Annotated in this window: 23 protein-coding genes and 1 pseudogene; 17 read left to right on the forward strand and 7 right to left on the reverse strand. The window is 30.7% G+C overall.

All coding sequences use genetic code 11. The annotated features are described in order from the left end of the window. Positions 1 to 1,764 carry a glycosyl hydrolase family 28 protein gene (locus tag psyc5s11_RS09745; protein WP_224037393.1) on the forward strand — a complete coding sequence of 588 codons (1,764 nt, stop codon included), beginning with the start codon at positions 1 to 3 and terminating at the stop codon, positions 1,762 to 1,764. A gap of 334 nt (positions 1,765 to 2,098) precedes the next feature. Here psyc5s11_RS09745 and psyc5s11_RS28290 read toward each other — a convergent pair. Beyond that, a pseudogene (locus psyc5s11_RS28290) lies at positions 2,099 to 2,242 on the reverse strand (IS3 family transposase); the annotation flags it as partial. A gap of 210 nt (positions 2,243 to 2,452) precedes the next feature. Here psyc5s11_RS28290 and psyc5s11_RS09750 point away from each other — a divergent pair. The 10 genes from psyc5s11_RS09750 (at position 2,453) to psyc5s11_RS09795 (ending at position 9,980) form a co-directional block, all read left to right on the forward strand. After that, a complete protein-coding gene (locus psyc5s11_RS09750; RefSeq protein WP_224037394.1) occupies positions 2,453 to 3,151 on the forward strand; it encodes a response regulator transcription factor in 699 nt (232 codons plus the stop codon). Next, positions 3,148 to 4,185 carry a sensor histidine kinase gene (locus tag psyc5s11_RS09755; RefSeq protein WP_224037395.1) on the forward strand — a complete coding sequence of 346 codons (1,038 nt, stop codon included), beginning with the start codon at positions 3,148 to 3,150 and terminating at the stop codon, positions 4,183 to 4,185. Before psyc5s11_RS09750 ends, psyc5s11_RS09755 begins: the two co-directional genes overlap by 4 nt. 72 nt (positions 4,186 to 4,257) lie before the next feature. Beyond that, the gene (locus tag psyc5s11_RS09760; RefSeq protein ID WP_224037396.1) at positions 4,258 to 4,941 is read left to right on the forward strand and encodes an ABC transporter ATP-binding protein; all 684 of its coding nucleotides are present in this window, start codon (positions 4,258 to 4,260) and stop codon (positions 4,939 to 4,941) included. After that, positions 4,938 to 6,740: an ABC transporter permease gene (locus tag psyc5s11_RS09765; RefSeq protein WP_224037397.1), complete on the forward strand. Its 1,803-nt coding sequence runs from the start codon at positions 4,938 to 4,940 to the stop codon at positions 6,738 to 6,740. Before psyc5s11_RS09760 ends, psyc5s11_RS09765 begins: the two co-directional genes overlap by 4 nt. A 258-nt stretch (positions 6,741 to 6,998) precedes the next feature. Further along, positions 6,999 to 7,184 (forward strand): hypothetical protein, encoded by a 186-nt coding sequence (locus tag psyc5s11_RS09770; protein ID WP_224037398.1) that lies wholly within the window; start codon positions 6,999 to 7,001, stop codon positions 7,182 to 7,184. Between the two features lie 56 nt (positions 7,185 to 7,240). After that, a complete protein-coding gene (locus tag psyc5s11_RS09775) occupies positions 7,241 to 7,585 on the forward strand; it encodes a hypothetical protein (protein ID WP_224037399.1) in 345 nt (114 codons plus the stop codon). Between the two features lie 16 nt (positions 7,586 to 7,601). Beyond that, the gene (locus psyc5s11_RS09780; RefSeq protein WP_224037400.1) at positions 7,602 to 7,784 is read left to right on the forward strand and encodes a hypothetical protein; all 183 of its coding nucleotides are present in this window, start codon (positions 7,602 to 7,604) and stop codon (positions 7,782 to 7,784) included. Positions 7,785 to 7,953: 169 nt separating this feature from the next. Continuing rightward, on the forward strand, positions 7,954 to 8,202 hold the full coding sequence (locus psyc5s11_RS09785; RefSeq protein ID WP_224037401.1) for a hypothetical protein: 249 nt from the start codon (positions 7,954 to 7,956) through the stop codon (positions 8,200 to 8,202). Positions 8,203 to 8,510: 308 nt separating this feature from the next. Continuing rightward, the gene (locus tag psyc5s11_RS09790) at positions 8,511 to 9,392 is read left to right on the forward strand and encodes a DUF1002 domain-containing protein (protein ID WP_224037402.1); all 882 of its coding nucleotides are present in this window, start codon (positions 8,511 to 8,513) and stop codon (positions 9,390 to 9,392) included. A gap of 207 nt (positions 9,393 to 9,599) precedes the next feature. Next, positions 9,600 to 9,980, forward strand: coding sequence for a hypothetical protein (locus psyc5s11_RS09795; RefSeq protein ID WP_224037403.1), 381 nt, complete (start codon positions 9,600 to 9,602; stop codon positions 9,978 to 9,980). Positions 9,981 to 10,329: 349 nt separating this feature from the next. Here the strand turns inward: psyc5s11_RS09795 and psyc5s11_RS09800 are convergent, their stop codons facing one another. Next, the gene (locus psyc5s11_RS09800) at positions 10,330 to 10,551 is read right to left on the reverse strand and encodes a BhlA/UviB family holin-like peptide (protein ID WP_224038169.1); all 222 of its coding nucleotides are present in this window, start codon (positions 10,549 to 10,551) and stop codon (positions 10,330 to 10,332) included. Positions 10,552 to 10,563: 12 nt separating this feature from the next. Further along, positions 10,564 to 11,097, reverse strand: a complete 534-nt coding sequence (locus psyc5s11_RS09805) for a sigma-70 family RNA polymerase sigma factor (protein ID WP_224037404.1) — start codon at positions 11,095 to 11,097, stop codon at positions 10,564 to 10,566. Positions 11,098 to 11,892: 795 nt separating this feature from the next. Between psyc5s11_RS09805 and psyc5s11_RS09810 the strand changes: the two genes are divergently transcribed. Further along, positions 11,893 to 12,432: a sigma-70 family RNA polymerase sigma factor gene (locus psyc5s11_RS09810; protein ID WP_224037405.1), complete on the forward strand. Its 540-nt coding sequence runs from the start codon at positions 11,893 to 11,895 to the stop codon at positions 12,430 to 12,432. A gap of 214 nt (positions 12,433 to 12,646) precedes the next feature. Further along, on the forward strand, positions 12,647 to 13,213 hold the full coding sequence (locus psyc5s11_RS09815) for a hypothetical protein (RefSeq protein WP_224037406.1): 567 nt from the start codon (positions 12,647 to 12,649) through the stop codon (positions 13,211 to 13,213). A gap of 252 nt (positions 13,214 to 13,465) precedes the next feature. On the opposite strand, the gene psyc5s11_RS09825 is transcribed toward psyc5s11_RS09815, so the two are convergent. Continuing rightward, the gene (locus psyc5s11_RS09825) at positions 13,466 to 14,071 is read right to left on the reverse strand and encodes a phage tail tip lysozyme (RefSeq protein ID WP_311196424.1); all 606 of its coding nucleotides are present in this window, start codon (positions 14,069 to 14,071) and stop codon (positions 13,466 to 13,468) included. A gap of 351 nt (positions 14,072 to 14,422) precedes the next feature. Between psyc5s11_RS09825 and psyc5s11_RS09830 the strand changes: the two genes are divergently transcribed. Then, positions 14,423 to 15,301, forward strand: coding sequence for a C40 family peptidase (locus psyc5s11_RS09830; RefSeq protein WP_224037407.1), 879 nt, complete (start codon positions 14,423 to 14,425; stop codon positions 15,299 to 15,301). Positions 15,302 to 15,406: 105 nt separating this feature from the next. On the opposite strand, the gene psyc5s11_RS09835 is transcribed toward psyc5s11_RS09830, so the two are convergent. After that, positions 15,407 to 16,051 (reverse strand): hypothetical protein, encoded by a 645-nt coding sequence (locus psyc5s11_RS09835; RefSeq protein ID WP_224037408.1) that lies wholly within the window; start codon positions 16,049 to 16,051, stop codon positions 15,407 to 15,409. Positions 16,052 to 16,579: 528 nt separating this feature from the next. Here psyc5s11_RS09835 and psyc5s11_RS09840 point away from each other — a divergent pair. Then, positions 16,580 to 16,768 carry a hypothetical protein gene (locus psyc5s11_RS09840; RefSeq protein ID WP_224037409.1) on the forward strand — a complete coding sequence of 63 codons (189 nt, stop codon included), beginning with the start codon at positions 16,580 to 16,582 and terminating at the stop codon, positions 16,766 to 16,768. A gap of 25 nt (positions 16,769 to 16,793) precedes the next feature. On the opposite strand, the gene psyc5s11_RS09845 is transcribed toward psyc5s11_RS09840, so the two are convergent. Continuing rightward, the gene (locus tag psyc5s11_RS09845; protein ID WP_224037410.1) at positions 16,794 to 19,973 is read right to left on the reverse strand and encodes a non-ribosomal peptide synthetase; all 3,180 of its coding nucleotides are present in this window, start codon (positions 19,971 to 19,973) and stop codon (positions 16,794 to 16,796) included. 545 nt (positions 19,974 to 20,518) lie between these two features. Here psyc5s11_RS09845 and psyc5s11_RS09850 point away from each other — a divergent pair. Next, positions 20,519 to 21,235 carry an expansin EXLX1 family cellulose-binding protein gene (locus psyc5s11_RS09850; protein WP_224037411.1) on the forward strand — a complete coding sequence of 239 codons (717 nt, stop codon included), beginning with the start codon at positions 20,519 to 20,521 and terminating at the stop codon, positions 21,233 to 21,235. 89 nt (positions 21,236 to 21,324) lie between these two features. Further along, complete coding sequence (locus psyc5s11_RS09855) at positions 21,325 to 22,125, forward strand: GH12 family glycosyl hydrolase domain-containing protein (RefSeq protein WP_224037412.1); 801 nt, start codon at positions 21,325 to 21,327, stop codon at positions 22,123 to 22,125. 193 nt (positions 22,126 to 22,318) lie between these two features. Here psyc5s11_RS09855 and psyc5s11_RS09860 read toward each other — a convergent pair whose 3' ends face one another. Then, entirely contained in the window at positions 22,319 to 24,472 is a 2,154-nt protein-coding gene (locus psyc5s11_RS09860; RefSeq protein ID WP_224037413.1) for a M6 family metalloprotease domain-containing protein, read from the reverse strand. Positions 24,473 to 24,547: the final 75 nt, after the last annotated feature.

Below are 24,547 nucleotides of genomic sequence, written 5' to 3' on the forward strand. Positions count from 1 at the left end.
ATGAAAATGAAATTTAGAAAAAGTAAAATTATTTTAAGTGCTACTGTAATTTTAATATTAATAGGATTATTGACATTTAAGAAATATTCAGCTTATGCACAAAATGTATCAATACCTAAAAACCCAAAGATAATTTCACAATCTATAACAAATGAAAAAGCCACATTGATTTGGGAAAAGCCTGATAAATATGATAACATTAAAAATTATAATATCTATCAAGATGGACAGAAAATTGGAGATGCAAACAGTGGAAGCACTATAGCAAAAGAATACTTTGATCGTTTTTATAATGATGCTTCTAATTCTAATGCAGTAAAAATAAGTGTTCATAATTACACAGTAAAAAACCTTAAACCAAATACAGAATATCATTTTACTATCCGTTCTATAGATAATGAAGGAAAAGAATCTCAAGATAGTCAAACAGTGAACCTAAAAACAGATGATACTCTAAAGATATTTAATATAGAAGATTTTGGAGCAAAAGGTGATGGAACTACAATTAATACTAAGGAAATTCAAAAAGCAATAAATGAATGTAGTAAGGATGGAGAAGTATTAATTCCAAAAGGAAAAGTTTTTAAAACTGGTTCAATTTCTTTAAAGAGTGAAATGACACTTAAAGTAGAAGGAACTTTATTAGGATCTGAAAATGCAGATGATTATCCTTATGGTGATTCTAGTAAGGTAACTAAGGCTTCTTCTCTAATTAACACAAAAAGTGGATCGAAGAATATTCGAATAGTTGGCTTGGGAGTTATAGATGGAAATGGATGGAAGGAAAATAAGGAAGAAAAAGATCCAAATGGTTTCTTTCTATCGAAGGAAAGCAGCTTGAAAACTGTTACACAGAATGGAATACTTGCTGCTGCTCAGTATAAAAAAGCCATTGAAAAGTATGGATTTTCACCAAAAGACTCTTATTCAACCCGATCAAATCTATTAGATATGGGAGCTGTAACTAATTTATACATAGGTGATGGATTGACACTTCGTAATCCTTCGCAACATACAGAAAGTAATAGTAGTAGTAATAATGTTGTATTAAATGGTGTGAAGCTGGAAACTTTTAATTGCAATAATGGAGATGGGACAGGTCTTGGAGGCGGTCGCGGATTAATAGTAGTTGATAGTGTGCTTGATACAGGAGATGATGATATTGTATTTAATGCAGGAAAAGGTGAAAAAGATTCTAAAAATAATCCAACAGGTGATATCTGGATTTTTGATAATTATTTTGGACGTGGCCATGGAGCAGTAGTATGTGGCAGTTATACTGCAGCTTGGATAGAAAATATATTAGCTGAGGACAATATTTTAAATGGAACAGGAACAGGACTTCGTTGTAAATCTAGCCAAGGAACTGGTGGTGGAGCTAGAAATATTACTTTCAGAGATACTGCAATGAAGAATTTAACCGATCTTGGTGGACAGCCATTTATATTTACTAGTCAATATAATGGGGATTCACCTAGTGACCCTGTAAGTGCTTCACCTATATTTCATGATATTACAATTGAAAATTGTTCAGTTGATGGAGCTTCTGGTAATGCAATTTTAATTGAAGGACTTAAAGATGGTTGTCATAATAACATTAAATTTAATAATATAACCTTTAAAGGAACAAAACCTGCAATATTAGATTATGCTGAAAATTGTACATTTAAAGATGTAAAGTTTGATGATTCTATAATTAACCCATGGGAGATTACAAATAGTACGGGCTTGAAGTTTGAAGGAACAACGAAAGTTAATAAATAAAATATGCACTTATGAAAAAAGCACGAAGTGCAACCAAGATCATCTAGAATATTAAATAATCATGAATATACTAAAGAGCAACTAATTAAAATAAATTAACTAAATAGTTTTATGGAGTGGTGTAAAAGCTGCTCTATTTTCATACTTACATGTATTTTTTTATCTTCAGACGAGTTATGCTTTATAATTGCTGATAAAGTAAATAAAACTAAAAATAATGAAATGATGCTAACTACGCCGCTCTGTCTATAAGAAGATCAAAATCTTCCCCCAGCTGTCCCTTCTACGCTAGAACTCAAATAATAAAATAGTAAATAAAGAAAAAAGGCTTGTGCCTTATCATGAATTGGTTATTATTTGAATGACCAACCACATAGGAGACGATGCTCTTATCAGCTAAATCAAATATTGCACTTAGGTAAGCTTTCTATCCATTTAGTAACTTAAATTCACTAACATCTGCTAACCATTTTTCATCAATGTTTAAGATGCGGTTGCCCTAATTATTCATGGTTTGTTTCTTGTAGTTGTTCGGGTAACCGTATATAATGTATGGTGATATTGTTTGCAAACGAGAGGATGATAAAGTTATGGAATATATTTCAGCCGTTTATGGCTTATTCCAAAGACGTGGACAAGCCTGTTAACGGGGAACATACACGCAGAAAATGAAGGACGGTGAAAACAATTGAAAGACATTTTCTTTGTTGAAGATAATTTGAGTTTAATTAATGGTTTATCTTTTGCAATCAAAAAGCAAGGATACGAAATAGATGTTGCCCGTACAATTCTTGAATCAGAAGCACTATGGGCAAATAAAAAATATGATTTGGTGATTTTAGACGTGTCGCTTCCCGATGGCTGCGGCTATGATTTATGCAAAAAAATTCGCAAAACATCAAAGGTGCCGATTATGTTTCTTACTGCTGCTGATGAAGAAACTGATATCATAATGGGGCTTGATATTGGTGGCGACGATTATATAACAAAGCCGTTCAAACTGGCGGTGTTTATGTCGAGAATAAATGCGTTGCTTCGCAGAAGTGACAATTTTGTTCAAGCTGATACCGAATTAAATTCTAATGGCATAAACGTACAACTGCTAAAAGGACAAGTCTATAAAAATGGAGAACAACTTGACTTAACAACAAGTGAGTATAAATTGTTATGCCTGTTTATGGAAAATCCCGATATTGTTCTTTCTCCTGAACAGATTTTAAGTAAACTATGGGATTGCAACGAAAACTATATAGATAACAATACTATTACCGTATATATACGCAGACTGCGTACAAAAATCGAAGATAATCCGGGTGAGCCTCAAAAAATAGTGACTGTTCGGCGTATGGGGTATAAATGGAATGCTGCTACTGGGGGTGTACGATGAAAATATTGGTAAACGGGAAAATCAAAAAACTTTTTTGTTTGGTATTGCTTCTTATAGTAGCCTTTACCTTGATTTCTGCTACATTAATAGGTTTCAAATTTAAAAATGCAGCATTGTATATATTGGTATGTTCCTTGTGCATGAGCATCTGGATATTGGTAATAGGTTATAGGTATTTCAAGGAACAAAATATAATCATGGAGAATGCTGTAACGCAAATCAAAGAATATATTTCTGGAAATCAAAATGCACGTATTGAATGTAATGATGAAGGAGAGCTATACAGACTATTTCATGAAGTGAATTCCGTAGTTTCCATTTTAAATGCCCACGCTGAAAATGAGGGAAAAGCAAAAAAATTTTTGAAAGATACCATTTCTGATATTTCTCACCAGTTAAAAACTCCGCTTGCTGCACTTAATATATATAATGGCATTATGCAAGAAGAAGCAAAGAGTTTACCGACAATCAAAGAGTTTACTGATCTTTCAGAGCAGGAGCTTGACAGAATAGAAATACTGGTGCAAAACCTCTTGAAAATTACAAAACTCGATGCCGGAACAATCGTGATTGAAAAAGCTAAAGAAAATGTATCTGAAATGATGGGCAGTATAGAAAGGCACTTTTCATTTCGTGCCAAGCAGGAAGAAAAGGAAATATATCTGTCCGGGGATGATGACGTTACTTTATTATGTGACTGTACTTGGCTGATTGAATCAATCAGTAATATTGTTAAAAACGCTTTTGACCATACGCAAAAAGGAAATGCTATTCATATTGAATGGAAACAATTTGCGTCTATTATTCAAGTCATCATAAAAGACAATGGAAGCGGTATTCACCCAGAGGATTTACATCATATTTTCAAAAGATTTTATCGCAGTCGTTTTTCTAAAGATACGCAAGGTATCGGACTTGGGTTACCCCTTGCAAAAGCTATTGTTGAAGCACACAGTGGAACAATCGAGGTTGATAGCGAATTTGGTATTGGCACTACTTTTACAATCAATTTTTTAATTCCTACAAAATTGTAGGGTAAGTGTCATATAACAGTAAGATTGACATGATAATATTTCAATATCAAGATAGAAAGAGGTGGATAAACTATGAATTTATTGGAAGTTAAATCAATTTCTAAAACCTATGGCAGCGGTGAAGCTGCAGTACATGCATTAAAAAATATCAGCTTTTCCGTTCCGAAAGGTGAATTTGTCGCAATAGTCGGAGAATCCGGCTCCGGCAAGAGTACACTTCTTAATCTGGTAGGTGCGCTTGATATGCCCACTTCCGGCAAGGTATTTATTGACGGTAACGATGTTTTTTCCATGAAAGATAGTAGATTGACGATCTTTCGGCGCAGAAATATTGGATTTATTTTTCAGAGTTTTAATCTAATTCCAGAATTGAATGTTGAGCAAAACATCACATTTCCCGTACTGCTTGATTATCAAAAGCCCGATAAAAAGTATCTTGAGGAACTACTTACGGTGCTTAATTTGAAAGAACGCCGTCACCATTTACCCAGTCAATTATCAGGTGGACAGCAACAGCGTGTAGCAATAGGACGTGCGCTAATTACGCGGCCGTCGCTTATCCTTGCCGATGAGCCGACGGGTAATCTAGATACGCAAAACAGCAGTGAAGTGATTACTTTGCTAAAAGAAGCTGCAAGAAAGTATCAGCAGACCATTGTTATGATTACCCATAACCGAAGTATCGCACAGACCGCAGATCGAATACTACAAGTGTCCGATGGCATACTAACCGATTTAGGTAGGTGCCGCGAATGAAAAGTTATCTTAGTCTAATTCCGATTTCTGCAAAAGTACACAGACGGCAGAACCGCATGACGCTTCTGTGTATTATATTTGCCGTATTTTTGGTAACTGCTGTTTTTAGTATGGCAGATATGGGTGTTAGAATGGAGGCAACAAGATTACTGAATAAGCATGTCAGTCAATCGCTACAAGAACTTAGTAAAAGTTCAATGGCACAAAGTTTATATCCCATAGCTGCTGTGCTGTTTGTGCTTATACTGATTGCAGGGGTGCTGATGATTTCAAGCAGTATAAATAGTAATGTTGCCCAAAGGACAAAGTTTTTCGGAATGATGCGCTGCATTGGAATGAGCAGGCAACAGATTATCCGTTTTGTCAAACTGGAAGCTCTTAATTGGTGCAAAACTGCGGTTCCAATAGGTGTGATACTTGGGATTGTAGTCACATGGGGATTATGTGCTGGGCTACGGTTTCTTGTCGCGGTAGAGTTCTCCGATATACCCCTTTGGGAAGTCAGTCCAACCGGCATTATCAGCGGAATAATTGTGGGAGTTGTTACAGTACTCATTGCCGCCAGTTCTCCAGCAAAACGAGCTGCAAAGGTATCGCCTGTAGCGGCAGTATCAGGCAATTTAGAAAACACAAAAAATGCAACCCATGCGTTGAATACCCGTTTTTCAAAAATTGAAACTGCCCTCGGTATTCATCATGCAGTATCGGCAAAGAAAAATTTAATACTTATGACAAGCTCATTTGCTCTTAGCATCATCCTGTTTTTGAGCTTTTCAGTCTTAATAGAGTTTATAAGCTATATTATGCCACAGTCATCGGATACTTCTGATATCAACATTGATAGTAATAACAGTTCAAATTCCATAGACAGTGTACTGCTTGATAAAATAAGTGGTATGTCAGGTGTAAAACATGTTTTTGGCCGAAGGAGCTGTCTTGATATTCCGGCAGAAGTAAATTCTCAAACAAACATGATTGATATGATTTCCTACGATGATTATGATTTGGACTGTCTTACAAAAGATAAGCAACTTAGAAAAGGCAGCGATATTTCAAAAGTGTATGGGGACAGTAATTACGTACTTACAATCTGGGACAAGGATAATCCTTTAGCAATAGGCGGTAAAATACAAGTAGGCAATAAGGAAGTAGAAATCGCAGGGCTGTTAAAATGTAACCCATTTAGTGATAACGGCACTCCAAATGGGAAAATAACACTCATTACTTCTGGGGAAACTTTTACTCGACTTACCGGAGTAACCGACTATTCACTTATTCTTATACAGACGACAAAAGATGCGACGGACAGAAATGTTGAAGCCATCCATAATGTCGTAGGTGAAAAGTACAAGTTTAGTGACCAACGCGACCAACGGACTACCAGCGTATATATGGCATTTATGTTTTTTGTATATGGATTTTTGGCAATTATCACCTTGGTTACTGTATTAAATATTATGAACAGCATTTCCATGAGTGTATCCGCAAAAATAAAGCAATATGGAGCCATGCGCGCGGTCGGTATGGACGAACATCAGATTACCAAAATGATAGCCGCCGAAGCGTTTACCTATTCTATATCAGGTTGTATTGTTGGAGTTGTAGTTGGTCTGTTCATTAACAAGTTACTATACGACCATCTTATTACTGCTCATTTTAACTACGCTACTTGGAGTATTCCTATTATACCTATAATTATTGTGCTTTTGGTTATTGCGATTACGGCTATCGCTGCGATCTATGCTCCGTCAAAACGGATTCGGAATATGGCGGTAACTGATACAATTAATGAACTGTAAGGGTTCTATTTATGAAAACAGAAAAGAGATTAAACTAGACTGAATACTCTACTTTCTGCTATACGACGGCAAAAGAAAAAAAGCCGTCGTATAGCATTTTTTAGTATAGCATTCTTCCCATGTGTTATTACACTAGATTCGCTCACGTTGCCTTTCTTCATTGTTCTGTTACTAACTTTAATATCTCTTTCTTATATTACACAGAAAAATCTCTTCTTCTTCCCATTGAATAAAAATGATTATGGAATGGTCCAACATGTGGTTACATTAGAGAATCCTAAAGCGGTTCTTAATAGCAAATATGCTAAAAAAGAATTACAGGATCATATAATTAAACATGATCAGCTTATAAATAAAATGAAGCAATTACATGAAGCTAATGGAAATGGACGTTGGTTTACAGAAGAAAGCATGTATCAAGTTGCTGATTCTATATTGAAATAATTAGAAGATCTTCATAATAAAAGAAGCAACTTTCTAATGATAATATATTAGGATTATTGACATTTAGGAAATGTTTAGCTTATGTACAAAATGTATCAATACCTAAAAACCCAAAGATAATTTCACAATCTATAACAAATGAAAAAGCCACATTGATTTGGGAAAAGCCTGATAAATATGATATCATTAAAAATTATAATATCTATCAAGATGGACAGAAAATTGGAGATGCAAACAGTGGAAGCAATATAGCAAAAGAATGCTTTGATCGTTTTTATAATGATGATTCTAATTCTAATGCAGTAAAAATAACAGAAAAAATGATACTTAAACATTGGATTGGAAATAATGTTGATGAGACTATATCAGATAATGCAGTTGAAATATTAGCTATCGGATAAAGAAGGAGTGGAGAAGATGGTTGCAAATAATGCTTTTATGATAGAGGAAATTAAAGAAAAAGTTAAAAAAGAAACAAAAAACCAAGAGAGAATTGAAATTGTTAAAAATGCTATTAATTTAGGGTTGGATGATGAAGCTATTAGTAAATTAATAGGATTAAGTATTGAAGAAGTGGCTAAAATGAGAGTGAAAAATTAACTTCTAAATAATAGTAACTTTTCTAATAGCAACTTCAACACGACCTGTTTCAGAAGTATCAAGTTCAGCAATACTTAAAGATTGTTTCAAGAATAGTGAAAAGAAAATATGAAAAAAAGTTTACAATTTAGTTAAACGATAATATAATTGGTGGAAGGAGGATGAAAAAATGGGTAAAAATGGAACGTTGGTGAAGTGCATATTTGAATATAAAGGCAAGCAATATAGTGTAGAAGATATAATTTCATATTATTTAGATGAAGAACTGGCATTATATTTATATGAATATGGAGATTCTTCATATGATAATTATAGAGCTGATTTAGTAAGGATAAAATACGGTGAAGATGAAATTCCAAACTTGACAGGTAGTAGTAAGAAAATAAAATTAATTAACATAGAATTAGAATATAAATAGTTAAGCACTTACGGTTGTAGGTGCTTTTCTTCAATGTATAGGAAAGTATAGAATTGAGGAAGCCTAAAAGGTTGACAAAATCTAGCACTAGAGAATAATTGTGTTAAATTGTAAATAAAAATAGTTAGAGGTAAGCAAATGATGAAAAGCAAAATGAAAATATTAGGGTGAAAATAGGTGATAAATATTAATATAAAAGTAAGATAATCATAAATAAAACTTAATTATTTTTATGCTATAATATACGAGAAAAATGAAATTAATTTTTTGACATTAAATTCATAGCATAATAAAGGAGACAAGAAATTATGAAAATTAAATCATTTATATCAAAAGGACTCATATTATCTTTATCTTTAAGTATTTTTTTAACATCTCTTCCTGGAGTTCCAGCATTTGCAGATTCGTTTAAGTCTGTTACCCTAGGAGCTGACTTAAGCAATGTACAAAAAGAAGAAATGCTAAAATACTTTGAAGTAACTAAAAATAATGCGAATATACTAGAAATTACCTCAAAAGAAGAACATACATATTTAGCGAAAATTGCATCAGAATCGGAGCTGGGTAATAAAGCAATATCATGTTCTTATGTTGAGCCAACCAAAAAAGGTGGATTAAAGGTAACTACTGAGAATCTTACTTGGGTTAATGATGGAATGATAAAAAATGCATTAATAACAGCTGGTATTGAAAATGCTAATGTTAAAGCATCTGCACCTTTTGAAGTATCTGGAACGGCTGCTCTTACTGGAATATTAAAAGGCTTTGAAAATAGTAGTGCAGGAGAAAAGATTGATGAAAATAAAAAAGAAGCTGCAAATGAAGAATTAGTTACTACTGGAGGTATTGGAAAAAAGATTGGACAAGATGATGCTAATAACTTAATAAATAATATAAAAAAAGATGTAATAAAAGAAAAACCGAAGACAAAAGAAGAAATAAATAAAATAGTAGATAAGGCTACTGAAGAATATAAAACTGATTTATCAGCTGAAGATATAGCTAACATAAAAGCTGTAATGAGCAAAATAAACGACTTAGACCTTAACTACAACAATCTAAAAGACCAATTAAATGATGTGACAAATCAATTGAAAGATAAATTAAATAGTGACAAGGCTAAAGGTTTCTTCGCTAAATTAGAAGAAATGTTTTCTAAGTTTTTGAATGAAATAAAGGGTGCATTCTAAAATTAGCAAGGTGAATAATTTAATAAATAGTTATCAAATATTAAATTCTTAAGCATAAACAGCAATTAAATAAATGGTTTTATGGAGTGGTGTAAAAGCTACTCTATTTTCATACTTACATGTATTTTTTTATCTTCAGACGAGTTATGCTTTAATTAAAGGAAATTTTCCTCCTATAAAACATTTGATTATGCATTTTCTTCCCAAATGTTTATTAGGACATACTATTCTTTAAAAGAGTTATTTGATTATCAAAAGCCTAAAATGATTATCTTAACTACTGAGCAGAATAATTTTACGGCAAAGCAAGAAAAACCATTAGTATACCTTTCAGTTGCACCATATATGAAATCATTATTTAATATGGCACAATATTATTTAAGTTCCTCCGCACAGGATGGTTTGTATTTGGACAGATTGTTTCCGTGGCGTGGATATGATGTAAAGTCTCCACAAGAAGCAGTAAAGAACTTTGATGGAAAATTAGATGATTACTATATTAATTATCCAGAACCTGGGCAGGTAGAAGCTTTTTCAAACAATAAAAGTGGGTATATAGGAAGAGGAGCTGTAAAGGTTAATAAGTAGAAGTACTGTTCCAGTAAGACCTAGTCGATACTTTGCAAGAAATAAAAAGAATAGCAACTTCAACACGACCTGCCTCAGAAACACTCACAGGGGAAACATAATTATTAATTTCTAGAATGCCATTTGTGTTTATATGGATGATTTTATTGAATCAAATGGTGCAGATTTAGAATAATAAAAGAAATTAAACCTAGCATATGTCTTTAAATGGATATTATGCTAGGTTATTTTTAATTCTAAAACGAACCAATGTACGTATGTTATTTAAGGAATTGGAAATAACTATTAGTTGTGCGTAACGCAGCAATTTAAGAAAATTTCTATAAATTTCTTGTGGTAAACCTAATATCTAATTGATTTTATTTTTAATTTCATTAATAGTTGAATTTATTATATCTAAAGTATTTAATTTGTCTGTAAGCTGCTTGATTATCTCCTGATAACTTTTTTCTCTTTGTTCTTGCTTTAAATCTCTAGTTTCCTGTGCTTTTAGTATGTATACTATAAGTACACAACTAAGTAATACCCAAATCCCCTGAGTTGCAGCGGTTTTTATTAATTCATCCATAATCTCACCTCCGTTTTAGTTTAATAAGTTCTCTCTTAAGATTTTTAAAGCTGCTCTTTGAGATTTATTTACAGCTTGTCTTGATATTTTAAATAGCTTTGCAATTTCTATATCTGATAATTGCAAATAAAACTTATAAAATATAATTTCCTTTTGCCTAGGATTTAGTGATGATATTAAATCATTAAAAATGATATCTGAGTATTCATCATTTTTTTCATTACAGTCAATTATATCTAATATTTCTGTGTCTGATGTAAAACTCAGTGACTCTTTATCTTTAGATATCTTATGAAATAAGGATATAGACTTGTTGTTAAGACATATATTAATGTACATTAATATATCTTTATCCGTATTAAATTTTTGCTCATCTATTACTTTTAAAAGTTCATATAAATATATGGTAAGATCTGTTTCTGCTTCAGGATATTTTAGTTTATAGGTTAGGTATTTAATCTTAGAGCTAAAGTGAGTCAAAATATCACCAAAAACTTCTTGATTGTTATGGAAGGTTGTAATATTAGATAATAATAAATTTGTAAGCATTTGGCACCTCCTAAATTTTATTAAAAGTTGTAATTACCTATTAAAACCAATTTATTACATAATGTGTAAACCTAAATTTAAAAAAAAAGTAAAAAAATAACTAATGCAATCTCATATTGCATTAGTCATTCTAATTAATAACTTCTTTGTGCGCTTTTTTTCAAAACACTATTGGGGAAAAAAAATATTTTTGGATATGTAAATAAAATTTTCAAATAAAAAAGCCCCCATAGCCAGGGGACACTTGAGTTAAAGTTTGAATTTAGTAGATCTGCTTTATAGTAGGTGAGAAGAAGTGAGATCAATTTATGAATACATAAAAATCGAGCATAATATGATTTAATGCTTAATTTAGGCTTGAATAACTACAAATAAGGCAAATATATCGATTTATTGGATATAAATCGATATAATATTGTTACAGAAGTCATATTAGGTAGGAGAGTTAATAATATTTAATAAGCATTTTCTTTATATAGCTCAAACATATCTATTATGATTCTCTAATTTTTATATTACTAAACTCTTTAAAAACAATGTTTATACATTGTGCACTAATTATTGCCAAGAGATATAAATTTAATATCATCTTTTAACACATTATTATTAATTTTGCGCTAGATTTATTTGATATATAGAAATATAAAGTAAATTCCACGTTAAAATAATGGGGATTAATCAAGAAATCATATGTAAAATACTTACTAAATCAAATATTTTTTGCCTTAAAAAGTTTCTTTGAATTTTGTTATTAACTTTCAAATAACATATTTTTCATGATTAGGAGGTAAAAGAATGAATACTAAGATGTATGATGTAATAAAATTGGCAAAGATGAATAATAAAGATGCTATGCAATCACTAATTGATAAATTTATGCCTATAATACTAAAATATGAATATAAGTTAAGATATGTTGAAGCAAGAACTGATTTGATAATCGAATTTATACAATTAATAGATAAGATAGATCTAAGTAAATTCGATAGTGAAAAAGAGGGGACATTTGTAGTTTATGTAAATAAAGCCTTAATTAGCAGAAGTATTAACCTATTAAAAAAGAATATTATAAATGGAAAACAGAACTCAGAAATATGCATTGATATTATTCCAGATAGAGGAGTAGAAGATAATAACTTTGATAACTTTTTAGTAAGAGAAATTCTTTCTAAAAAAATAATAACAGATAAACAAAGGGTTATTCTAATTAATCGATATTTAAGAGATAAGAGTGATGCAGAGATTGCTTGTGACTTAAAAATAAGCAGACAGGCTGTATGTGAAAATCGGACTAGAGCTATTTCGAAAATAAGAGAGTATCTAAATGTTATTTAGTAGAAAGTTAATGATTTGTATTTTGTATACGTTTAGAATTACTGATTTTTTAATTAACACCCTATTTTTTATATTAATAATATCACTAATCATAAAGATCAAGACTATTTGACGCTTATATTTCAGCAATTACTTTTTATATTAATATTATTCAAAGTTTGTATTTATTTTGTTAATGTATTCATATTATATTAGATATGAAAGTGAGGTTATAATGAAAAGATTAAAGTTTTGTTTATTATTTTTCTTAATTTTTTTAATGGCATGCTCATCAAATACTCCTAAGAGTACAAATAAATTAGAAGATAATAATAATGAGTCAAGTCAAACTGTCACCAGAAACTATGGTGATACTTCTAAAGAAAAACAGTTATCTTCTGGCGATAGCAAAAAAGATAAGGTTTCTTCAGAAGAAAATATTACCGAAAAAATTAAAAATTATATTATTAGTGGTCAAGAAAATAAACCAGAAGCACAAAAAATAAAATGGAGTAAAACTTTCCTAAATACAGTTGATATTAAAGGGTTATATAAGCAATATATAGCTAATGGAGGTCATATTGACGACTTGGAGAGCTTTGCAAGTTATATGACTCTAAATGCACCTGTTCAAAGGGATTGGAAAAATCTATTTAGCAAAGATTTATATGACACATATGGGGAAAAAGTTGTTAGATTAGAACATCTGAAAGATGATTTATACCAAGCATATATTGTAAAAGAAGGTTTAGAAATACCTTATGTTGTAGTTTCAGCAAGAACCGGTTATTTTCATGGGTAGTTATTTTAGAATAGTTAAGACATGCATTAGCTTCTATAATTTTACAACGGAGGTTTATTTTTTTCTACTTATAGCTAAAAGCTTCCCGGAACAACAAGTCAAATTTGTGGTATTCTTAAATACAAAAAAATCGGCAGTAGCTGTTGCTACTACTGCCGATTAGGTTTTGTATATCTAATATCTATGATGTATAGAAACTGGAGTAAATTTAGAATATACGCTTTAGTTACGTCGTGAAAATTTACAAATCATTTATTTTACTCGTAGAACTTGTCCTACTTTAATGAGATTAGGGTTTGTAATTCCATTCCATGCTTGAAGTTGAGCAACTGTAACGCCAAATTTTGCAGCAATTCCACTTAAAGTATCACCAGATTTAACAGTATATGTGGTAGTACCTGATGGAGTAGTTCCGCTAAGGGCACTATACCATTGTTCAGCCCAAACACCTCTTTTAGGTTGGTTAGGATTAGCAGGTCTTTCATAGTTGTTTATAAATACCTTTGCTAAATAAGTAGGAGTGCTTGTACTTTTAATGAATTGTTTAAAAGTCAGTGGATACGCTTTTGTTGAATAAAATTGTTGACTATTTTCAAGTTCCCATTGTATTCTTCTACATTGTGTGTCAACAGTTCTGTAATCTAGTCCATTTTGATTCGCCCAAGTAGTAAGAACAGATTTGGGAGTCCATTGTACTAAGCCGTATCCACCACCACCACTGGTTTCATTTATATCTGGGATAATCCCAGATTCTCCTTGCATATTTCCAAGCATTCCGCAAATAGAATTACTTGTCCACCCTTTGTTTTTAAAAAATGAATATACATATTTTGCATTGTCATTCATGTTATTTGCCATTTTATATGACCTCCTTAAATAATTTGTAAAATTATCAGCGCTGTATAACTTTCACTAATAATAACGTTTTATTTTTCAAATATGTAAACTTGAAGGGGTCAGACCCTTGTGTAAAAATTACCAGGTACAAACTAAAATTAATATATATATAGATGAAAATAGCAGATAAGATTAAGTAATAAAATCTTATCTGTTTTTTCTTCTTAAATATTTAATGTTGTTTGAAACATAAAAAATCATATCTTTAATTTTAGGTTTACAAAATTAAACGAGAAATTGTTTAAGTATTTGTAAAGCAAATGAGTTAGCTAACAAATTTATTTTAATTATTAATTGAAAGGATATGATAATATGGGAAAAATTCAAGAAGCAACACAATGGATGATTAACTTAGCGAACGATAACAGCCATGGATATGATCAAACATATAGATGGGGAGAACGTGGTGATTACGATTGCTCTTCTGCCGTTATTACTGCATGGCAGACTGCTGGTGTTCCAGTAAAAAGCAATGGTGCAACTTATACTGGTAATATGAGGAGTGTTTTTCTTAAATGCGGTTTCTCTGATGTAACATCATCCATAGTATTGTCAAATGGATCTGGATTACAACGTGGTGATGTATTACTAAATTCATCTTCACATACTGCAATGTATATTGGAAATGGACAAATTGTTCATGCCAGCATAAATGAAAATGGTGGAACAACAGGAGGAACAGCTGGAGATCAAACAGGTAAAGAAATTTGTACTAGAAGCTATTATAATAAACCTTGGAATTATATTCTTAGATATAATGAAGGTAGTGATACTCCTACACCAGATGTTAATACAATTATTCAATCTGGACAAGTTCAAGCAAACAGGTTTGCTGGATGTAATATTGATACTGATGGCGCTAGAGGTGCTGAAACAAAAAAAGCAGGTATTAAAGTTTTACAGCATGCTTTAAATTTAGATTATAATGCAGGTATTGCTGTAGATGGAATTTGGGGTGCTGCGTCAAGTAATGCCTTAGGAAGTCATTATGTAAAGAGTGGAGAAACTCAATACATGGTTACTGCAGCTGAAATTCTAGTAATGTTAAGAGGATATAATTCAAATGGAGTAGAATATCCAGGAACATTTGGTTCAGGACTTAAATCAGCAATAACTTCGTTCCAAAGTGCTAATGGCTTATCTGTAGATGGTATGTGTGGCAGAAATACTTTCCTTTCACTAATCAGCTAATAAAGTTAAAATATTTCTAACTTAATAATTAAATGAAAAAAGTCATCTAGACATTAAAATATCTAGATGACTTTTTTATAAAATAAATATGCTGAATATTTATTTTTACCCGAATTCATGTCCTGGTATCCCATTATTAACATAAGTCTTACCTTCTAATGGTTTGAATCCAGATATCTCTATATCGGTTACAACAGGATATGCATTATGATTATTTGGAAATGTAAAGGCAAGAGTATAATTCTTTCCATAAAAACTAGCTTTCATTCCATCGCCTGTAAAAACTGCTGTATTTGTAAGGAAAATAACTTTTTTATTTTCTTTTTTTCCATCTGACTCATTTACTTCATAAACAGTAAAATCAAAAGAAGTATTAGTTATATTAGAAATTACAACTTCACAATAATTTTTTAGGATATTATCTCCGAAACTCCTATTATCAAAATAAATGCCGTCATGCAATTTAACTTTACTATTTACTTTAGTTATTTTTTGAGAGACATTATTTTTATCTTTTACTACTTGTTTATTTGGATCTGTTTCAGTAGACTTTAATGTTTCTTCTTTTTCATGAGCACTATTTTGCTCATTAGTAGATTGTATTGGATTATTAATATCTTTTGAACTATCTTCTAAAGTTTGGTTACCATTAGTAGTTTGTATAGATTCATTTGCTTTTTTATCACTATTACAACCAACTAAAATGAGAATTAAACTTAAACATAATGTCAAAACTAATTTTTTTTTCATAATTCAAACTCCTTTAATTTAAAAATTAATAATCATATATATGCTAATAAATTTAGTTCATCAAAATTAGATTTCTATATTTAGAAAGAACTAAGATAGAAATCAAGTAAATTATGAATTTTATTAATTAGATCATATATATAATATTATAATAAATTTATATATTTGATACACATATTACATGTAAAAAGTTAAAAAAATTACCGGGGATTAACTTTTAAGTCATTGTATAAATATATAAGGAGTTTATAATCTTAGATCTTACATCTAAAGCGTATGTAAGGTCTTATTTTTTCTATAGGAAATTTATAATAAAGCCAAATATGTGGATAATGCTGAGAGATAGCAGAAACACATAGTCTGCGAAGTAGATTTAAATATGGACAAACAATGAACAAGCTAATAATATAAGTATTATGATTAAAAATAAAATAACATGAACAAAATATCACAAGAAATAGTTTATTTACATAATTTCATGAAACAGATGCCAGTGAAAAAATTTGATTAAAGAAAAGAAAAAGATAAATGAAAAAAGAAAACATGGAAGAAATGAAAGAAAAGGTTGAGAAAGAAACAAGAAAACAAGATAAAATTGAAATTGTTAAAAATGCTATTAATTTAGGGTTGGATGATGAATCTATTAGTAAATTAATAGGATTAAGTATAGAAGAAGTAGCTAAAATGAGAGTGAAAAAAGGACTCATTACAAAATAATAATTAAGTAACAAGTCCATCTGATTTAAACAAAATTCTTTAAATATTTACGTATCAACTCAGCATTCATAGGTTCACATTTAATGCTTGTCCCTATCAAAGCATTATCAGTATTTTTAGTTTCTAGAATTGGAGCCATTGTACTAGTTCTAATTTGAAAGTTTTCATTTGGATTACTTTTCACTGTTTGGAATAGCGATTCTAATAATTTTAAAGGATGTTCATTATCTGATTTAAATAGATTTTCTTTCCAAGTAGCATAATCTATACTTTTAGTTTCATACCCACATTCGTTAACTATATTTCCCAATTCTTTAACAGATATATTAACACTATTTAATAAGTTATATGCTTTTCCATATGATTTACCTTGTTTTGAAATATATATTATGGCTTCAGCTATATAATCTACTTGAGTCATGTGTATTTTCATATCTATATCTGGATATGTTTTTGTTTGAATCATAGATTTAATTGTTCTACTAACTGAATCACTATACTTCCATATACCAGTTTTATTATCTCCAGTGATTTCTCCTGGACGATATATTGCTGCTCTTAATCCTCTTTCTCTTGCAATATGAATTATATTTTCAGATACCCATTTAGTTTCACTATATGATAAGTAATATCCTATACAACTTGAAAGCGGATCGTCTTCTGATACTATTCTATTAAAATGACTTGGATTATCAAAAACGCTATATGAAGATATATAGTTATAGTATTTTTGTTTTCCTTCACAAGCAAATTGAATAGTTTTAACTGTTCCTGATACATTAGTATCTTTTAATTTCTCATATGGATATACAAAGTTAAGTAGCGCTCCATTATGATATACGGTATCTATAATTTCAGTAAGATGTTTGTATGTTCCTTCTTCTATTCCTAATAATGGTTTATCAAGAGAGCCCATTACTGGAATAATATTTTCCTTATACTCATCTTTCCACAATTTGTAGTATTCCATATTTTCCTTTAATCTTCTAAAACCATCTTCTTGATTTTTTGCTCTTACATGACAATAAAGTTTTGCTTTAGTTTCAATTATTAAGGTGTTAATCAAATATGCTCCAACAAATCCAGTAGTCCCAGTTATAAAAACATTCTTCATAAGAGGATTTTCAGTTTCATACTTTTTAGCATAAACACTTTCATCTAACTTAACTTCATCATATAAATAATTTTTATCTTTCTCCAATATGGTTACATCTTCTCCACTTAGAGTTATATCAATATAGTCCCCTATCTTTTTTATTGTGGGATTATCGTATATAAATGATATTGGAATATTTATAGAAAATACATTTTCTATATTAGTTGTAAGACCTAGTACTTCTAAGGAATCCATTCCTAAATTTAATAAGTTATCATTACTTCTAGCTTTATGTGAAAATTCTTTATCAATAATATCACCTAATTTCTTTTCTGTTTCTGTACTATATTCTATAACCTCATTATTTCTACTAGAATTATCTTTTTCACCTAAATTTATTAAATTCAATTTTCCTTCTCTATATAAATTAGCAGACTTCAGTATTGATATTTTCCCATTATCAGACCTTGGAAGTGTTTCTTCTTTTATAAATCCAACATGGTAAGGTGATATTTCAAAGTGTTTTGATACACAGGAATTTATTTTATCTACTAATTCATTCAAATTGCTATCATTTGCTATCTTTTCAGATATCTCGTGAATAATAATTAATTTTTCTTTGCCCTCCTTTAGTACTGAAAATGAAATTATAGAGGAATGATTTAAATTAGGTATTTCCTCCTTTAGTTTTATTGCAATATCATTTGGTAATATGTTTACTCCATTAATAATAATAAGTTCTTTTATACGTCCTGTAATGTATATGGTTTTATTTTTTATAATACCTAAATCTCCTGTACGAAGAAAATTTCCATCATAACCCTTTAATTTCGCATTAAAGGTCTCATTTGTTGCAGTAGTATTATTATAATAACCTTGAGCTACACAAGGTCCTTGTATCCATAATTCTCCGAACTCATCTACTTCACATTCTTCAAGAGTAGTTGGATTTACAACTTTTATGATTATATCCTTTATAGCCTCTCCATTACCTACAAATTGAATTTTACGTGCAGTATTGTTACTAGCTAAAGCCAATTTCCCATTTTGATACTCATCAAAATCAATCTCTATTTTCTGAGATTCTGAATAATAAGTGCCTGATGTTATTCCACAGGTAGATTCTGCTAGACCATATCCTATTACGAATTTATTTGTAGTAACTCCTAATTCTTTATATGAATCAGCAAACTTTTTAATAGTTGAATAGTTAACTAACTCAGAACCATTTAAGAATGTCTTTACATTTGATAAGTTAATGCCCTTTAGTTTACTAGCAGGTACTAACTTTGGATAAGATTCATAAACTGAGTTTGGTGCAATGGTACTATCTGCTTTAAAGTCACTCATTGCTTCAAACCATCTTGAAGGTTTTTCAAGAAATGCATTTGGTGACATAATTCCAACAGAAAATTCTTTATCTAATGCAGGGATAAAAATTAAATATGCAAGACCTAGGTTATGAAAGAAAGGAACCCAACCAAATAGCCTTTCACTATGCCTAGATTCCTTACTTAAATTAGCAAGGCTTATTATATTTCCATAAGATACCATTACCCCTTTGGGATCGCTAGTTGAACCCGAAGAATACTGAATATATATAATATCATTTAAGGATAATTCTTCTGGTATGAAATCTTTATCTTCATTGCATTTTTTAGGATTAATCACTTGTAAGTCCTCTAATAAATTATATTTTTCTAAAATTGAATAAACCTCATTTTCAATCAAATCTCCACATAATATAAATTTAGGATTACAAGATTCCAAAACTGATAAAAATCTCATCATTTTATTAGAATCTGTTGGTGGTGGAATTATTGTAAATATTGTTCCTGCCAATACTGATCCTAAAACTGATAGTATATTATCAGCTGTTTGTGTGGAAAAAATAATTACGCGGTCTCCTTTTTGTGCATTTTTTCTTTTTAACATAGCTGCTATAGATAATGATTTTTGAATTAAGTCAGCTCTTGTTAATTTAAGGACTTGTTTTTCGTTTCCAGAATATTCATAAAAACTAAAACAAACGTCATCCTCATTATTCATTGCATTTTCACTTAATAACTTACCAAAATTTATTTCATGTTCTTTAATACAATACTTCATTATTTCCACCTCTAATATTATTAATAGATTAATTTCGTTGTAATTTTATTCATAAATTTGATTTTTTTATTGCTGCAGCAAATAAGGGATTTTGTCTTTAAGGAAAAGTATCCCACTAAAATCTAAAATTGTCAATTTAATTATAAAAATATATTTAAATACACTAATGTAATTATATAGAATTTTTAGCGAGCACGCCCAAGCAGTGCAAAGACCTCCGAGGGCAATGTCATCAACATAGTAATCAAAAAAATTACAATTTTAATTTGTTATTCAGTAAAAGTTAATATTTTTATCATAAACTGTACATTTTTAGTAGTAAAGGCAGTATTTTAGAAAAAATAAAGCATATTTGCTATTGATGCTTGATTTTGTATGTTTTAAGGAAAAAGTATATATTTAATTTAAGTAATATGGGAAGATGTAATTGTAATCGCCTGAATAGTTACAATATGCAACATTTTAGATAATTATGATATGAAATTAGACAAAATATTTAGCTAGATTGTAAGATATAATTTAAATTTTGAAAGTGAGGTTTTTTTATGAAAAGGAATAGTTTAAAAAGAAAGTTAATTCTAACAACCGTAGTTACTATGAATGTTTTATTTTGTTCCTCGATTCAAGCCTTTGCTGCTTGGAATGATAATCACTCAGGTTATGCTACATATACTAGTTCTGGATATTCAGGTGGTGCAGTACTTCTAGATCCTATTCCGTCTGCAATGGAAATTACTGCATTAAATACTACTGACCTTAACTATAATGGAATCAATGCAGCTTTAGCTGGTGCATATTTAGAGGTACAAGGACCAACTGGAAAAAAGACTACTGTATATGTTACAGATGAATATCCTAAAGCACCTAATGGAGCTTTGGATCTTTGTCCAACTTCTTTTGCTAAAATCGGTAATATGTCTGCTGGAAAGATAAATATTAATTGGCACATAGTGAAAGCACCTATAACTGGAATGTTTTCTTATCGTATCAAAGAAGGTAGCAGTCAATATTGGGCAGCTATTCAAGTAAGAAATCATAAATATCCTGTTGTGAAAATGGAATTTCTAAAGGGTAGCACTTGGGTTAATATGGAGAAGATGCCGTATAACCATTTCCTTGGTAACAATATGGGGACAGGCTCTATTAAGATAAAAATAACAGATATCCGTGGAATATCGGTTACAGACACAATAACAGCGTTACCTAAAAACGGAGATTCTCCAGGCTATATTATTCCTGGACATGTTCAACTACCAGACTAAATTAAAATTTGAGAAAATGAGGATATAGGAAAAAGAATACATAAAGCTATTTAAGTTAAGTAAGTAATACAATAATGGAGGTAAGTAAAATGATGAAAAAAATTATAAAAGTTGGAATATCAGTTTTATTATTTACATCAGTGTTAACAGCATTTGGGCCTAATGATAAAGCAAATGCTGCTGCAGTATGGTCATCATCAGAAAAATATGGTGCCTGGTCTAATGGCGGATATACCTTGAATAATGATGTATGGTCACCGGATAAAGTAGGCCCTCAAACTATTTGGGCTAACTCATATAGTAATTGGGGAACATGGTCAGCGCAGCCTAATACGGGAGGCATAAAGTCTTATCCACATGTTGAAAAAGCAATAAACAAGAAGTTGAGTGCTGTAAAGACAGCAACAAGTAACTTCAATGTTACGGTACCTACAAGTGGAACTGCTATGGAAACTGCTTATGATGTATGGTTATCTGATCCTAATGCTTATGATCCTAATCATCCTAGTAAGAATAAGCATGAAATTATGTTATGGATGAATCAATATGGAGCAGTAAATCCAATTTCATATAAGTGGGATGCAGCAGGTAGTCCTATTCCGGCTTATAGAAATGTATCTATAGGAGGTCATATATGGAATGTATATATAGGAAATAATGGAGCAAATAATACAGGAAATATGGTCTATTCATTTATAAGAACTAATGGAAATATTAGTTCAGGGTCTGTAGATATTAAGGCAATAGCTACCTGGATTAAGAATACACCAAAATGGTATGGAGATATTGTATTCGATAATATACAATTTGGATATGAAATTACATCAAGTTATAATGGTGGTAAAGGTTATAATTTTAATACAAATACTTTTTCTGTAACATCTAATTAGAGAAATGAAAGAAAAGGTTAAAAAACAAACAAAACAACTTTTTTACTATAAAATATCAATTTAGCCTAAACGATACTTAAAGACAAAATAAACTCTAAGGTAAAATAAAAATACCTTAGAGTTTATTTTGATTAAGTGACAGTCACAATTGCGTATTGATAGAATAAAATATAAAATTTATTATATAGATATCTTATTTACCGTTTACTTTCCATTCAATTATACCTGTTGAACTGCTTCCATTTGAATCCATTTGAATTGCAATAGCATTAGTTGATACAGGAGTAAAGGTAGTAGTATTATATTTATTAATTTCTGTACCTAAACCTTTTGGATTTTTAACATCTTGCCAAGCTTGTCCATCCCAATAGGTTATTCTATATGAAGCTGGTACATCTACTCCTTGTCCGTCTTTAAACCAATATACATCAGTACTTGATATAGAGAAATTTTTATCAAAGATATATTGAACCCATTGTGTTCCAGTTTTTGGCCAATTTCCATATACACCACTACTTTTATCAATAGAGCTTGAAGGATTAACTCCATCATTTAATGCGCTTATTTTTTCCCAATCTGATACATAAGAAGCTGATGCAGTGGCTTGTCCAGCTATATTTTTACCTGCGCTTGTATCTGGAGTTGTACCTGAGCTTGCTTGTACAAATGTCATCTCATTTCCTGATTCACTAATTTGTGAAATTTTTAAACCAGAGGATGACCCATTCCACCATTTAGAACTTGGAGCAGTACTATCACCAAATGAATCTTTATATCCTGCTCTGAATAAATCTCCGCTATCTCCACCATTTTTATTTTTTTCTAAATCAAATTTTCCATCTGCCTGCTCAAGAGATACTAGATAATGACTACTAGCTGTCATATTATTTTTAGAATTATCTCCTTTTGTATCTACATGATAAATAGCTAATCCTGCATCTGGTACATCAGCATATCTTCCGATTTTTTGAATATTGTCTATAAGGTAATATTCATTTGAGTTAGTACCTAACCATTTATATGAATACTGGTTTCCGTTTTCATTAGTTACTGCAGTAAATGTAGTACCAGCACCATATGAATTCATGTTTATTGGTGCATTCCAGCCTGATATTATATTTCTGCAATATGGATCTGGTGGAGCTGGATTTTTGTAGTTTGGAACACCACTCATTAAACTATATGCACCAGCACCGTGTGAATCTCCATCGTAATCATATAAATCTGGATATCCGTAAATCATATGTCCACTTTCATGGCATACAGTAAAAATAGATAAATCAGTTCCTATATCAGACATTTCATATTTTTGTATTTTAACACCATTTATACTACCTGAACCACCATACCAAGATTGGTGTGGCCATAGTCCTTTTGCCCAGCCTGCACTAGCGGTACCTGCATAAAGAAGATTAACAGCTTTTGCATAACCATTTGAATCTGTTGTTACCTTTGATGCATCAAAACCTGAAGTTTTTAACCACTCAAAAGCTTCATTAGCAAGTTCATCTGACTTAGCATATGATCCTGTCTCTTCATTAATATCATCATAATAAGATTTTGGATGTTTCGCTGTAAAGAATCCTATTACATTATTTGTATATGTAACTTTTCCACCAGAAACATCATAATAATAATCTCTTACAGATCCATTATTATTAAAGCCGGTATAACCTACTCCATTAAAAAATTGTTCTATGTTTGATTTTGATATAGCACTTGGAGTACCTGGAAAGTCTACTAAAACTGTTAACCCATTTACATTATTTACAGAAGAAGCGCTTATTTTAGAATCTAACAGTCCATCAGGATTGATATTACTTACGGCTGCACCTGAAGTGGTTACTTTCGACTCTGAAAATCCATTAAAATTTATAGTGCTTTTGCTGTTTGTTACTGCTGGAGCGCTGCTAAAATCTATTGCATGAAGCTTTTTTCTTACTGCAGCAGCCTTATTTTTTATTGCTTCTTTATTTATTGTTAAGTGTTTTTGAAGGTTATCCTTTGATTCATTAAGAGTGTCAGTAGGATTAGCAAGTTTCATATCTGAAAACATATCATTTGTTTTGTAAACTTGTCCAGTAGAAACGTAATCTGTTCCATCTGTATTTAATCTTGCATAACTGATCCAGCCATCTTTATCACGACAAAGTGTATATCCATCCAAACTTTCAACCTGTTGATAATATTCATCTCCTGTAATTTTAACTTGGACGGTGCTGCCATCTGGCTGAACTAATTCATGTTTTTGGTTAGTATAGGGTGCGGCTAATGCTCCTACGCTCATAATACTCAGCATAGATATTACTGCAGCTGAGGCTGTTAAACATTTCATTATTTTTCCCATTATAAATACTCCTTATATTTTCATTTTTTATAACTTTCTTAAAAAAACATTATTGTTCTAGAATTATAATGTCCT

Source organism: Clostridium gelidum, from assembly GCF_019977655.1.
In the GTDB taxonomy this organism is placed as follows: Bacteria; Bacillota; Clostridia; order Clostridiales; family Clostridiaceae; genus Clostridium; species Clostridium gelidum.

Bases quoted from the DNA above. Each gene is read 5' to 3' on its own strand.
- psyc5s11_RS09745 (WP_224037393.1), top strand. From the start codon at position 1: ATGAAAATGAAATTTAGAAAAAGTAAAATTATTTTAAGTGCTACTGTA.
- psyc5s11_RS09755 (WP_224037395.1), top strand. From the start codon at position 3,148: ATGAAAATATTGGTAAACGGGAAAATCAAAAAACTTTTTTGTTTGGTA.
- psyc5s11_RS09760 (WP_224037396.1), top strand. From the start codon at position 4,258: ATGAATTTATTGGAAGTTAAATCAATTTCTAAAACCTATGGCAGCGGT.
- psyc5s11_RS09765 (WP_224037397.1), top strand. From the start codon at position 4,938: ATGAAAAGTTATCTTAGTCTAATTCCGATTTCTGCAAAAGTACACAGA.
- psyc5s11_RS09780 (WP_224037400.1), top strand. From the start codon at position 7,602: ATGGTTGCAAATAATGCTTTTATGATAGAGGAAATTAAAGAAAAAGTT.
- psyc5s11_RS09785 (WP_224037401.1), top strand. From the start codon at position 7,954: ATGGGTAAAAATGGAACGTTGGTGAAGTGCATATTTGAATATAAAGGC.
- psyc5s11_RS09790 (WP_224037402.1), top strand. From the start codon at position 8,511: ATGAAAATTAAATCATTTATATCAAAAGGACTCATATTATCTTTATCT.
- psyc5s11_RS09795 (WP_224037403.1), top strand. From the start codon at position 9,600: ATGTTTATTAGGACATACTATTCTTTAAAAGAGTTATTTGATTATCAA.
- psyc5s11_RS09805 (WP_224037404.1), bottom strand. From the start codon at position 11,097: ATGCTTACAAATTTATTATTATCTAATATTACAACCTTCCATAACAAT.
- psyc5s11_RS09810 (WP_224037405.1), top strand. From the start codon at position 11,893: ATGAATACTAAGATGTATGATGTAATAAAATTGGCAAAGATGAATAAT.
- psyc5s11_RS09815 (WP_224037406.1), top strand. From the start codon at position 12,647: ATGAAAAGATTAAAGTTTTGTTTATTATTTTTCTTAATTTTTTTAATG.
- psyc5s11_RS09825 (WP_311196424.1), bottom strand. From the start codon at position 14,071: ATGGCAAATAACATGAATGACAATGCAAAATATGTATATTCATTTTTT.
- psyc5s11_RS09830 (WP_224037407.1), top strand. From the start codon at position 14,423: ATGGGAAAAATTCAAGAAGCAACACAATGGATGATTAACTTAGCGAAC.
- psyc5s11_RS09835 (WP_224037408.1), bottom strand. From the start codon at position 16,051: ATGAAAAAAAAATTAGTTTTGACATTATGTTTAAGTTTAATTCTCATT.
- psyc5s11_RS09840 (WP_224037409.1), top strand. From the start codon at position 16,580: ATGAAAAAAGAAAACATGGAAGAAATGAAAGAAAAGGTTGAGAAAGAA.
- psyc5s11_RS09845 (WP_224037410.1), bottom strand. From the start codon at position 19,973: ATGAAGTATTGTATTAAAGAACATGAAATAAATTTTGGTAAGTTATTA.
- psyc5s11_RS09850 (WP_224037411.1), top strand. From the start codon at position 20,519: ATGAAAAGGAATAGTTTAAAAAGAAAGTTAATTCTAACAACCGTAGTT.
- psyc5s11_RS09855 (WP_224037412.1), top strand. From the start codon at position 21,325: ATGATGAAAAAAATTATAAAAGTTGGAATATCAGTTTTATTATTTACA.
- psyc5s11_RS09860 (WP_224037413.1), bottom strand. From the start codon at position 24,472: ATGGGAAAAATAATGAAATGTTTAACAGCCTCAGCTGCAGTAATATCT.